At 36.5% G+C, this 13,108-nt stretch carries 10 protein-coding genes; 3 read left to right on the top strand and 7 right to left on the bottom strand.

Features of this window, described 5'->3' with window-relative positions:
• On the top strand, positions 1-845 hold an 845-nt coding region (locus AAC037_RS07690; protein ID WP_339902432.1), incomplete at its 5' end, for a glycosyltransferase family 2 protein.
• A gap of 12 nt (positions 846-857) precedes the next feature.
• Here AAC037_RS07690 and AAC037_RS07685 read toward each other — a convergent pair.
• From AAC037_RS07685 to AAC037_RS07660, 6 genes are read right to left on the bottom strand one after another with little or no spacing between them, the layout of a single operon-like run.
• Positions 858-2,186 (bottom strand): oligosaccharide flippase family protein, encoded by a 1,329-nt coding sequence (locus tag AAC037_RS07685; RefSeq protein ID WP_339902431.1) that lies wholly within the window; start codon positions 2,184-2,186, stop codon positions 858-860.
• A complete protein-coding gene (locus AAC037_RS07680; protein ID WP_339902430.1) occupies positions 2,183-3,316 on the bottom strand; it encodes a glycosyltransferase family 1 protein in 1,134 nt (377 codons plus the stop codon). Before AAC037_RS07680 ends, AAC037_RS07685 begins: the two co-directional genes overlap by 4 nt.
• Before the next feature lie 17 nt (positions 3,317-3,333).
• Positions 3,334-4,236: a glycosyltransferase family 2 protein gene (locus AAC037_RS07675; protein WP_339902429.1), complete on the bottom strand. Its 903-nt coding sequence runs from the start codon at positions 4,234-4,236 to the stop codon at positions 3,334-3,336.
• Complete coding sequence (locus tag AAC037_RS07670) at positions 4,229-5,656, bottom strand: O-antigen ligase family protein (RefSeq protein ID WP_339902428.1); 1,428 nt, start codon at positions 5,654-5,656, stop codon at positions 4,229-4,231. The genes AAC037_RS07675 and AAC037_RS07670 overlap by 8 nt, the downstream gene beginning before the upstream one ends.
• An 18-nt stretch (positions 5,657-5,674) precedes the next feature.
• Positions 5,675-7,816 carry a Wzz/FepE/Etk N-terminal domain-containing protein gene (locus AAC037_RS07665; protein ID WP_339902427.1) on the bottom strand — a complete coding sequence of 714 codons (2,142 nt, stop codon included), beginning with the start codon at positions 7,814-7,816 and terminating at the stop codon, positions 5,675-5,677.
• Position 7,817: 1 nt separating this feature from the next.
• Positions 7,818-8,576, bottom strand: a complete 759-nt coding sequence (locus tag AAC037_RS07660) for a TolC family protein (protein ID WP_339902426.1) — start codon at positions 8,574-8,576, stop codon at positions 7,818-7,820.
• Positions 8,577-8,728: 152 nt separating this feature from the next.
• Here AAC037_RS07660 and AAC037_RS07655 point away from each other — a divergent pair, with 152 nt between their 5' ends.
• Entirely contained in the window at positions 8,729-9,391 is a 663-nt protein-coding gene (locus tag AAC037_RS07655) for an acyltransferase (protein ID WP_339902425.1), read from the top strand.
• Between the two features lie 47 nt (positions 9,392-9,438).
• A complete protein-coding gene (locus AAC037_RS07650; RefSeq protein ID WP_339902424.1) occupies positions 9,439-10,140 on the top strand; it encodes a LytTR family DNA-binding domain-containing protein in 702 nt (233 codons plus the stop codon).
• A 194-nt stretch (positions 10,141-10,334) separates the two neighbouring features.
• Here AAC037_RS07650 and AAC037_RS07645 read toward each other — a convergent pair.
• Positions 10,335-13,108 (bottom strand): response regulator (locus AAC037_RS07645; RefSeq protein ID WP_339902423.1); only part of this gene is annotated, 2,774 nt, incomplete at its 5' end.

Below are 13,108 nucleotides of genomic sequence, written 5' to 3'. Positions count from 1 at the left end.
ATCTTGTGCCTTCCCATTTTTTACGAGTAATCAGTAAGTTTCATGCCAATGGGTTCAAGGCTGTGCAAGGAAAAAGAATTGCTAAAAATATAGAAGGTACCTATGCTGCATTAGATGCACTTGGAGAGTATTATTATGACTTTGCAGTCAGAAATCTTCCTTTTCAATTGGGCTCTTCCTCAACAATAGCAGGTTCCGGTATGTCAATCGAGAAGAATTTGTATCGTGAAAATATTGACAAAGAGTTATTAACCTTGGAAAAACAAGGTGTGGTTGTGGCTGAGGATAAGTCCTTGCAATCTGAACTGGTAGATCAAGGACATATTATAGCCTACGCAGGAGCCGCCATAATTTTTGATGAAAAAATAACAGGGGCAGAACAAATTGGAAGGCAAAGAGGAAGATGGCTCAACAGTTATTTTGGGCAACTTCCGGAAAATCTAAAATTAATAGGTAAAGGGCTGATCAAAATGGATTGGAACCGTATTTATTTTGCGGTTATGACTGCCATGCCTCCAATGGTAGTATTGGTTGGTCTTAGTGGCCTCTTAGCTGTTGTTGCCTTATTGATCAACTGGATTTATTTTTTCCTACTGACGGGAAGTTTGATATTATTTGCACTTGGGTTTTTACTTTTACTGCTCTTAAATAAAACACCTCAGAAAGTATTACAAGCTATTCCGAAAATACCCTTATTTGTATTGGGACAAATTTCGGGAATGCTTAATATTCGAAAAGCTAGTAAAGATTTTATGGCCACAAGCCATAATGAAATTGCAGAAATTAATGATTTATGGAAGCAACGCAAACATGAATTTAAACACCTTAAGAATGATTGGAAGTAAAAGCGTTTCCATTTACTTTTTTACTTTATCTAGAAGAGTTTTGAGCATTATAGGATAATTTTCGAAAGCTTTTATCCAACATTGGCCGATGCGTATGTCAATGTATTTATTTAAGATAAGGTATTTGATGATTGATGTGGTGAAAAGAGCAAGAACTAAGCCATAGGCAGCTCCCATTAACCCAAGCCATTGGATGAAAAGATAACTGAACAGGGCACCATAGAGAAAAGTGCCAAATACCATAATCATATTAAAAAATGGTTTACCAATGGCATCTAAAAAAACTCCGGACTGTCTATCAAAAGGTTTGATCAGTGCCATAAATGCCATGACCCTTAAAAAAGGAACTGCTTCCAAGTAAGCTTCTCCCGCTATTAGCAAGACAATATAATGTGCGAAAAGCAAACAAAATAACCAAAAAGGAGTGGTTAGGCTTAGCATCATTCCCAAAGTTTTTTCATAAATTTCACCTACCAATTTGCTTTGCTTTTTATCATGCGCTTCAGCGGCTTTAGGATAACTAATAGAAGCAATGGAATTTACAGGTATTTCCACCATATTCATAACCCTACCTGCCGTATTGGCCATTGCCACCTGAACTGGAGACAAAAGAGCTCCCAATAAAAATTTGTCTAAACTATTGGTTAGCATAGACACTAAATTGGTTCCGAATACATATTTACCAAAATGAAAAATTCTATTCAACCAATAATTTTGTGCCTTTAAACGAATATTGAAATAGTTTTTGACTTGATATACAGACATAAGGGTTGCCAATAAAAATGCCAGATTTTGGTACCATGCCAGTTCAATCAGGCTTAGCTTAATATCCAGAAGGTAACCGGATAAAATCACCAAAAAGAAGGGTAGACTTTTACTGATTCCTGCCAAAAAATAAGCTTTAAAATCGTATTTGGCTTGCATCAATACCATATTGTGGGTATGAAAAATCAGTACTGGGAGAACCAAAGAATGAATTTTAATGAGGTCAGCCAAACCATTGGCGTTCAATAGATTTTCCAAAGGTACCGCCAATATCCACAATAAGAGCACCATAATTAGCGTCAAGGCTGTATTTAACCAAAGTGATGCGGTTTGAATTTTTGCTTGAATCGCTTTTTCCTTTCCTACCAGAAATTTGATCATTCCATTTTGGATAAAGCCATTTCTTGCCATATCAATTATGGAAACAATGGTGATAAGCAATACCCAGATTCCAAATTCCTCCGGACTAAAAACCCTCACAAGTAGCATAAAACCGATAAAACCGAGTAAAAAATCTACCCCTCGGTGCATCATGGTAAAAAAACCACCGGTCAGCCAATATTTCTTATCTGTCATTGTTTTGCATGAATTTCTTGGTAGGCAGAGAGTGTGTCCAAGGCTCCTTTTTTATAATTAAATAATGGAGGCCTTTTAAAGCCTTTGCTGATAAGTTCTTCTCTTAGCGCACTGTCTGTCAATATTTTATTTATGCCCGCACTAATAGCTGAAGGGTCAAAAGGATCAACTATAATGGCGGCGTCACCTGCGACTTCTGGCATGGAGGAGGTGTTTGCGGTGAGGACAGGGCAACCACATGCCATACCTTCCAAGATGGGCAAGCCAAAACTTTCTCTTAGTGAAGGGTATAAAAACACCTTAGCTTGGCTGTATATGGCAGGCAGGTCTTCATTAGGAATATAACCTGTAAGGTGAATTTTTGAAAGCAATAGAGGGGCTTTGATCTCATTTAACATATTCACCAACACCTCTTTTCCAAAGTCGGGCATTACAATGTCAGGGTAATCGACCTTGTTCTCTTCAAGAATGGCTAAACTTTTTAACACCCCTTTGAGGTTTTTCTTTGGGTCTGTATTTCCTAAGAAAAGAATGAATGACTTCGGTAAATTGTATTTTTTTCGAATCACTTCCTGTTTTTCAGGATCCGCTACTTTAAAATGATTGGCTACTCCATTATAAACCACTTGAACAGCTTTATCTTCCATTTTGAAATGCTGAACAATCCTTTTTTGTTCATAATGGGAAACTGTAAATATCATGGCTGCTTTTTTTACCACTTTTGGCACATTCCATCTTCTGTAGATATTCCCAAGTCTTTGATACCAAGTGCCTTCTTTAAGATTGATTTTTTCTAAGTAGATAATGTCGTGAAGAGTAATTAAAAGTGGAACAGGACATGAAACAGGTGCCGTATTACTGGTGCAGTGAAGCATATCTAATTGATAAGTTTTAACCGCTTTAGCTAAGTGTTTTTGTTCCCAGATTGGGTAGGGAGCGGGAGTGAGGGGGACAATTTTAAAGTTTTTAGTTTCTTTTATTGCTGAAGGATCTTCTGTATCATTTACAAAAATAAAATATTCATTTTCAGTGTCTAGCTGTTGCAGGTTTTTGATTAGGGCAAGGGCCACCATGTCCATGCCATGCTTCTTTTCTCTAAAAATGCGTTGTGCTTCTATACCTATCCTCATTGTCTGTTTATTTAGTTTTATAAAGTGGGGTTCTCTTTGATGTCTTTCAGAAAAAGCCCATCTACAAAGCCTTTGAAATACTTTTTAAAATGACCCCATTCAAACTTAATGGCATGAACCAATAGATTTTTTGGAAGCGCAATAAGCATATAATACCCTGCTGTAAAGAAAAATAAAGGGTAATCTACATTTCTTCTTAAGTATAACCACCGGTTTCTACTCATGTAATAGGTTTTAAGCAAGGAGTTTTTGCCTACACTCATTGATTCTTTGTGAAGTATATAGCTTTTTGGTTCGTACCATATATCGTACCCTGCTTGCTTGATACGTTCACAGTAATCCATTTCTTCATAATATAGGAAGTATAGTTCTGCCATAAGACCTATTTCCTTTACCACCTTTTTAGGAATAAACATGCCTGCTCCGTGTGCCAATTGTGTGATTTCAGCTACTTGATATTGGCCTTCGTCTTTTTCTAAATAGCCTTTGCCTCTACCTCTGCCTGTTATGGGATTTATTGCTGAAAACCCTGCATACTGTATAATGTCCGGTTCTTCATGGTAGAGGATTTTTGGACAAACTAAACCAACATTTTCTGATTTTTCGGTCCTTTCCAAAAGGCTTTCGAGTAGATCAGGCGCAACTTCGGTATCATTATTAATTAAAAAGAAAAACTCCCCTTTTGCAACTTCCATTCCTCTATTATTCCCCCCGGCAAACCCTTCATTTACCGGGCTTTTTATTGGGACAGTGTCAGGATATTTTTCAAGAATACTATCCGGTGATTCTTTGGACGCATTATCTACCACTATAATTTCTACATTTGGATAGCTAACCTTTTGAAATGATTTTAAGAAGCCCATGGTATGAACCAAGCCATTGTAGTTGATAGTGATGACGGAAATTAGTGGTTTATTCATTTTCAGGTGGTTTGTTTAAACTTTTGTCCATGTCCTCAGCTAGGAAAAAATAAGCCCATGACATATAGAGAATGATACCTGTAGGCATCTGCCCCAAAAGAGGATTGCCATAAGAGGCTGCAGCAATACCGACATAACCTCCGAATAAAGCAAATAGTTTTTGCCGTAACCTAGGGTCCTTAACTTTCCAGATTTTGAGTAGGCCCATTCCCGCAATAAAAGCCAATATACCTATGTGAAGGTACAAACCTACCACACCCATTTCTGCCCATATTTTCACAAACCAACTGTCATTGGGAGTTTCTGCCAAAAAGGTGCCTGGGCTAAATCTTTGACCCCAAGAGCCCGAAGTGCCTATCCCCCCTCCAAAAGGTCTGGTTTTTAAGTATTCAGCAAATTTCCGCTGATTTAAGTACCTGACATTTAGTGATGGGTCATCAGGATCCAATGCAGACCTCATTCTCCGGACCTGATAATTGTTATTGGCAATGGTGGTGAACTTTAAAAACGAAAAAGCAAGCCCGAGTGCAATCAAGCCTGCAGCCATTAGTTTAAAATTTTTAGAAGCAAATAAATAAGCCATAGATCCTGCTACAGGAACCATTAATGCTCCTCTGGTGCCACTCATGATCATTAAATAAAAGAATAAGAGAGCCATCACAGCAAATATAATTCGCTTCTTTAAAGAAAAAGGGCCAAGTGCCAACACCATGGCCATAACACCTGAATGGGCTATTCCTGCCCCAAATTGTCCGGCGTCTGAGAAAAAACTAAATACTCTCAGATTGCCGAAAAGGACATGAGTAGAGCGAGATCCTGCATCTAGCCATCTGTTTTCCGCATAATCGAGTCCAATATAATACTGTCTCAAACCCCAAAAGGAAGCTAAAATGCTTAAAGCAAAGACAATGATAAATAGCCGATTTAAATCGGAGGGTTTATTGGCATACAATAAGGTAAGTGGAACGGTAAGGAACATATACAAGGCTGTTCCTCTTACTGCATAAAACCAGGCTGTCACACTTCTAGCTTCCGGATTAAAGATTTCTGCGACATTATATCCCATCCAAATCAGTGTCACCAAAATAAGGCTGTTGTGTAATTTTGAAAAATCAGTTTCCACCTTATTGTGAAACAGAGCGCTGACAATTAGCATTGCCAGGGCAAAATCTACGGTTAGTCCCAAAGGTAAATTGGGCACATATCTGATGGCCCCAATGGAAAGAAAGGCAAAAATTAAACCTGCCGCAAGCGACTTGTTTGGGTGACTCATCATAAAAATCCCACCTGCCAAAACAAACGGAAGTACAAGCATTAAGCCAATGCCCATTACCCCTGTTTTGACCACAAATAAACTCAATAACCCTGCAACGAGCAGGGCAAATACTTTATTTGAGATATTTGCTTTGGTGATTTGCATATTATTTTAAAGTGCCTATTAAGACAGTAATTGCTTGAATTTTGTCCTTATTGAAGATCTTTTCTTTGGAATTTCTCCATTAATATCTTCAAGTTCATCTCCTTGCATTTTATTTAACCATACCAGGTGAGAGGTTTTCACCATTTCTGTAATCCCATTATTAATAAATGCATCTGATGAGGTCCAGGATCTACCGGCATCTGTCACTAATACTAGCACATTTGATTTATTTATCAAGGAATAGTTGAAAGGTTTCTCTTTAATGTTTGGTAGCTCCCATAAAACAAATTCGTGGGGGAGTTTGGTAAGGGTTTCTTCCCAGAAATGCAGTTCTTTTTTAGGGTTGGAAATAGAATCCTCATCTATTACAAGGTTTTCACAAGACACCTTTTTTGTGTCCTCTTCATTGCCACAGAAAATAATGGACCTATTTTGCCTTTTTAGCTCCTTGGCCAAGTGATCGATTAAAAATGTTTTGCCTTCACCCTTTTGATGGCTGTAAAAAAGAATGATTTTTTGACCATCTTCAGGGAAATGCATGCTCAGGTTATTATAAAATAATTTGATCTGATTGTTGTGCAATTCATCCAAATAAACGCTTTTAGATACAGCTTCTTCATTTAACCATCCTCCCGCTACAGGTAGGGAGGTCAATTTTGTGGCATTCTTTCCTGACTTAATCGAAGAGTCCAAGAAAAAAGAAAGAAGGACTACCGTAAGAACCAGCCCCCCTGTACCCAACATTCCTCCAATTACCATTAACATTCTTTTAGAGGCCAATGCTGTTTTTGGGTAGTAAGGTTCATCTATTAGTTTTTGCGTAGAGGCCATTTCCAGGTCATATTTTTGGAGATATGCCATATTTAGGCCATGTAAGATGGAAAGGTATTGGTCCTCATTGACACTAACCTCCCTTTCCAGTTTTTTTAATTCAGCTCCTAAAGGAGCAAATTCGTCAATTTTTTCAAGCAGGTATGTTTTTCTGGTTTTCATTACCTCCAAGGCTTGCTTTTGTTCTTCGAATGAAATTTTCAAAGCCAGCCACTGGTCTAGAATGGTTTCCCTTTGTACGCCTTGAATAGAATTGCTGTTTTTAAACAGTTCATCTGAAAGTTCTTTTATTTCTTTTTCTAAACCCTCTATTTCATTTTCCAGATTTTTTATCTGCGGTTCTTGATTTTCCAATACCGATAGTCCCTGAATTTTTAAATTTCTGGTGACGATTTCATCTTGCAATAATGATATATTTTCTATGATGACTTGACGCTGGTCAAAATTTTCAAACATCTCCTCGATCTGTTCTAGATTATATCCGGTACCGGAAAGGAGCCGTCTGGATCGTTCTTCATCTTGATCATGCTCTAATTTTGCGATGTCTAGGTATTTTCCTTGTTCATAATAATTTAATATTCGATTATCCGCCATAAACCCCTTTAAGTTTTCTTCGGCATCTCTCAATTTGGCTTGTGCAATAGATAGTTGGTTTTGGAAATAGGCGATTGTATTGATGTTTTCAAGCTCCTTCATTTTTGAGTAGCCGTTCATAAAGGATTCAGCTATAAAATTTAGGGTGTGGTAGCAAATTCCTGCATCATTGCTGCTGTACTTTACCTCCATCATATCGCTTGAAAATTTTCTGGACACGGATAGCCGACCAATTATTTTATTGATGGAATAATGCTCATGTTCTCTAAGTAAATATTCAATCGGAGAGTTTTCATCGTTCTGTAAGTTTTCAATGATATTTTGTAGTGTTTTTTCTTCATCGTTGACTACAGCAAGTTCCTTCCATAAAGAGGATGGGATATGTGTTTTTAAATCAAGGTAAGCCTCCGCGCATAGTACTTCATCGACTTGTTCAGGGAGTGCCATATGCTTGGCCAATAATTTTAAAGATGCTTCTTGTATGGTGGTTCTGGATTTAACTATTAAGGTTAAATTATCAAAAAGATTATTAGAGGTGTAAAAATCCATCCTTACCACACCACCATCAGTTGCGCCCCTGTCGGAAGTTGGATTTGTAAAAATTAAGGTAGAACTTTCGTATTCTCGTGGAAGGTTTTGGGTAAGAAAAAATACTCCAACCGCTACAAATATTGGTGTTAAAAATATCCAAAATTTGTTTTTCCAAAGAAGCCGTATGATTTGTTTTATTGTCATTTTAATTGATAAAGTTGGCGAGCGATTCTCCTAATAGAATTTCTAATTTTTGAATGGCTACAAAAAAGTTTTTCCTTGCATTTTCATATTCTGATCTTGCAATGGTATAAATTTCCTGGTTTCTTAAAAATGAAGTAGCTTCTAGATTGCCCAAATTAAATTCCATTTCCATTTGCTGTAAATTGGTTCTTGCTTTCTCCTGCATTTCTAATCTTATTAGCATTAGCTTTTGCCCAAGTAGTGCACTATTGTATTCTTCAATTACCTGGTTGGATATCGATAATTCCATTTCTTTTGTCTTATAATAAGTAGCCTCCAATTCTTGTTTCTGAAGCTTTACCCTGTCCTTTTTTAGAAAGACCTCAGAAAGAGGTATGCTCAGGTTGGCCCCAACCCTATAGCCATTGGCTACATTGGAAAGGTCTGTTCCGGAGGTGTATAAAATGGCTTGATTACCATAGGAGTAATCAGAATAAACACGAATTAGGTTGGACCAAGATTTTTTTGCCAATTTTATTCTGGCCTCAGCTGAACCGATTAATGCCTCGTTAACTTTTACAGTAGGGTGGTTGGTTATTGCTATTTTAATTAAACTATCTAAATCAGGTAATTGATCTTCAAGAGGTTCGGTTAGATTGATATATTTAGCAATTTCATTTTCCTGTTGTGCATGTAAATTCTCCCCTGAAATAAAAAAAAATATTACTGCAATGGTATGGAATAAAAATGGGTGCTGTACTTTTTTAAATATGAATTTCATTTATTTATATATCAAAGGCATTTAATGTTTTACGTAAAATAATTGATGGTTTTTATCTTATTTTTAAAATAAATGTAATAAAAATTTTAGTTTATCCTTTTTTTTGAAATTAAAAATTTCACTTCTATATTCATTAAATATTTAGAAATGGAATGGTTCAGCGCAAGATTTCGGAGAAAATAGCTCAATTAAGTCAAGAAATTTATGGAAGAGAAACAAGGAGTTTTTCGGAAAAATTTCGGGTCTTGAGGATCGTGTTAATGGATATTTTCAATGGAATAAGTCGTGTCTTGAATGGTAAATATCGCTTGAGAAATTGTAAGTATACCGGTAAAATGATAACTGTGAGAGGAGCTTTAAGAGTAGAGGGATATGGTGATATTTCATTGGGAGACAATTGTAAAATATGGTCTCATATGGGGGTAACCCAGTTGTATGCAGATAGAGGAGCAGAGTTAATTATTGGGGAGGGGACTTTTATAAATACGGCCTGTATTGTGTCTGCCAGTAATCGAATTGTAATAGGCAAAAATTGCCAAATTGCCAATCAGGTAATCATAATGGATGGTGATTTTCATGGAGTAGACAATAGGGATGAGGCAGGTAAATCAGGTGAGATCATTATTGGTGACAATGCATGGCTTGCAACCAGATCTATGGTTTTAAAAGGAGTGAGTATTGGCGAAGGGGCCACCGTGGCAGCAGGATCTGTTGTGACAAAAGATGTTGCGCCCTATACTTTGGTGGGGGGAGTGCCAGCGAAACTGATTCGGAAACTTCAGATTCCTGGAGGAAATGAGGGGGTTACAGCCTAATCACCTCTATTTTTTTTTATATATTTTAATATGACATTACGCTATAAATGATGGATAACTGTGTAATCTTAGATGATGATACTGCCAGTATAAAAGTGCTTTCACATTATATTGAAAAGACAAAATCGCTAAAACTATTGGCGGATTTTTCTGATGCAATAGATGGTCTGAATTACCTTGTAGAAAATCGAGAAAAGATTGACCTGCTGTTTCTGGATATAGAAATGCCGGAAATGAATGGTTTTGAAATACTTAAACATAGTCAATATACCGGAGCATTAATCATTATTTCAGCCAATAATGAGAATGCAATTGCAGCGTTCGAAACAGACGCTTGTTTTTATTTGCCCAAGCCATTTAGTTATCCTCAATTTTTGAAAGGAATTGAAAAACGAAAAGAAAAAGAGTTAAAGATTGACCCAAATTCTTATTCCAAGGATTTTATTTTCGTGAAAGACGATAGGCTTTATAAGAAAATCCTCTTTTCAGACATCAGTTACTGTGAAGGTAAAGGCGATTATATCAGTTTGAAATGTAAAAACAAGACCTATACGATTAAATCTACTATTTCAAATTTCTTGGACAAACTTTCCGCAAATCCTGAATTTGTTCAGGTTCACCGTTCTTATGTGATTAATCTTCATTATCTCACAGATTTTGATAGTGATACGTCAGTAGTTGATGGTAAAATAATTCCAATCGGAGCAAAATATAGAGAGCAATTGAAAAGTAGCGTGAATTTCTTGTAAAGAAAATGCCCTTTCCAATACCTAATAGGCCACTTTTAAAACTGACTGGTTAATTGAGGAAAACCATAGGGGGACATAAGCCAAAGGCCATTTTAATATCAAGCCTTATTAAATACTTGGTTTGGGTTGAACAAGGGTAAGAAAAATCATGCCATACTTATTTCTAACGTAGAATGCCCTTTTGGGCATTCAAATCAGTTGCCATGGGCTATATAATCATTTATTAAATCTACCACTAAATCATACTCTGTATCGAAACTATCAATTAACTTTTTGGCAAGTGCCAAATCCAAGGTCTCCATTTCCTCTAAAGCAAGCGCTGTTTTATAGACCTCTCCTAAGCCGGCTGTTAATGCTGAGCCTTTTAGTTTATGTCCCTCTGAGCTTAATCCTCCCAAATCTTTATTGGAATAATGACTGGCTAAAACAGATTTTGATTGTCCCAACTCATGGATGGTCAATTTTAGCACCTCTTTAATAATTTCTGGTTCATCACCCAAAAATTCTTTGACTTTGTCTACATCAAAATGGTCCTTTTGTTCATTGATTGCCCCATTTTTTGCTGAGGACTTTTCGTTTTCCTCTTCCGCAACGGAAGTGTTTTCTTCATCTTTTGTTTTTAGCCACCTGTCAAAAATGTAAATTATATTCTTTTCTACGATTGGTTTCGGTACAAAGTCGGACATTCCCGAATCCATGCATTTTTCTTTTTCTCCTTTAATGTTTCCTGCAGTGATGGCTATAATAGGAATATCTTTGGTTTTTGGATTGGCTTTTAGTTTTTTGGTAGCCTCATGTCCGCTCATGATAGGCATTTGAATATCCATTAATATTATATCCGGTAGAAACTCTGTGGCCATTTCATAGGCATCAAGCCCATTCGTTGCTTCAAATATCTCTACCTTAGGAGAGACCTTTAAAACAATGGTCTTAGCCAAAAACATATTAATAGAATTGTCTTCAGCTATTAGTACTCGTGCTCCTACTGTTTCCCTAGGCTGAGTGTCAGCTTGCTCTAGTTTTTCTTTAGAAGCGGTCTGCTTAGGCGGTTGTAGTTTGCTTAAAGCCTCAAATAGCTCCTTGTTTTTTATTGGCTTGGAAATTCGACGGTTGATGGATAGTTCTTTGCACTGTTTAAGAATGTAATCATCTTCTGCAGAACTATGCAGAAGTAATATCGGCACTTGAGATTTTTTGTTAGTAAAATTTTCTCTGATTTTTTTAGTGGTTTCTATCCCATCCATATAAGGCATGTTCAAGTCCATTAAAACCACGTCATATTCATTGTTTTCTATCAGTTGTAAAGCCTCAAAACCATTTTCTGCCTCATCAACCTTGATATCGTTCAAAGAAAAGATTTCTTTTAATATATACCTATTGTTTGAATTGTCATCCACCACCAATACATTGTTGAGTGGATAGTCTGCAAGTTGCACCAATTCTCCCTCTTCGGTATTGAGCTCTAAATCAAAGTAAAAAGTGCTGCCTTCATTTAGCTTGCTTTTAAGTTGCAACTCAGATCCCATCATAAATAGGAGTTTATTAGAAATTGTAAGCCCTAAGCCTGTTCCTCCGTATTTCTTCGTGGTAGAACCATCCTCTTGCATAAAAGCATCGAATATTCTTTTTTGATACTCTTCAGAAATTCCTATTCCGGTATCACGTACTTCAAACCTAATGACTCTTTTATTGTCATCAATTTTATTTAAAGTGTGGATTTTAAGCTCAATTTCCCCTTTATCCGTAAATTTTACTGCGTTTCCCAAAAGGTTTATTAATATTTGTTTTAATCGGATATCGTCAACTTGAATAAACCTGGGAAGTGATTTTTCAATGTTTAGGAGCATTTCCACTCCTTTTTTCTGGGCTTGATAAGACACAACATCTGTAGCCTGGCCGGACAGCTCAAAAATATCTGATTTTATGATTTCTAATTCAAGTTTTCCTGCTTCAATTTTTGAAAAGTCTAATATATCATTGATGATATTTAGTAAAGAGACAGCCGATTGATTGACAATGTTTATGTATTGACTTTGGGTTTCATCCAACTCTGTTTTTACCAATAAGTCTGTAAAACCAATTATTCCATTAAGAGGGGTTCTAATTTCATGACTCATATTTGCCAGAAATTCTGATTTTGCCAAACTTGCTTTTTCAGCTATTTCTTTGGACTCGATTAGGTTTTTTTCCAGAATATTTCTGTCAATAGCGTTTGAAATACTATTGGCAAAACTTCTTAATAATGACAATTCGGCTTTCGACCATTCTCGCTCATTGGTGCAATCATCATAACCTATGAATCCCCAAAATCCATTTTCTGTAAAAATCGGGATGGTTAAAATTGATTTAATATTTTGATTGTCTAAGAATTGTTTTGTTTCAGACTCATCAGGTAAGTTTGAAATAATGGCCATAAATACCTCATTGTTTTCCATAGGGAAAACAAAATCACCAAAAGCCTCAAGAGGAATGTTTTGTAAATCCGGATTGTTGATTTGTGCTTCTACACTATCATTGCTCCATTCAAAGCGTTGGGAGGTGTATTTTTCACCTTCTTCCCCGATACTGTTTTCAAAGTAATAAATTCGATCAACACCCACTGATTTGCCTATAATCTCAAGGCTGTTTGGTATGGCATCATAAAGTTTGTTATTAGAAAGTAATTCGTCGGTGGCTTTTGAAATGGCTCCCAACATCTGTTCTTTCTGAATTAGCTGATTTTCTTTTTTTACTTCTTCATCAATGTCTTGAATGGTGCCTGAAAGATAAAGACATTTCCCGTCTTCAATATAGGCTTCACCAAGTGTTCTTACCCATAATTCCCTCCCCGAATTATTGATTATTTTTAGCTTTTCATCCCAGGGTTTCCCATAATTCATAGCTAAATCAATAACCTCTTTAATTTTATCACGGCTTTCTCCTTCTTTATAGAATTCAATCCCAGTTTCCAAATCTGGGATATAGTCGT

The sequence above is a fragment of the uncultured Cyclobacterium sp. genome, from assembly GCF_963976465.1.
In the GTDB taxonomy this organism is placed as follows: domain Bacteria; phylum Bacteroidota; class Bacteroidia; order Cytophagales; family Cyclobacteriaceae; genus Cyclobacterium.
The sequence above is the reverse complement of the archived record's forward strand: the minus strand, read 5'-3'. Positions and strand labels throughout refer to the sequence as shown.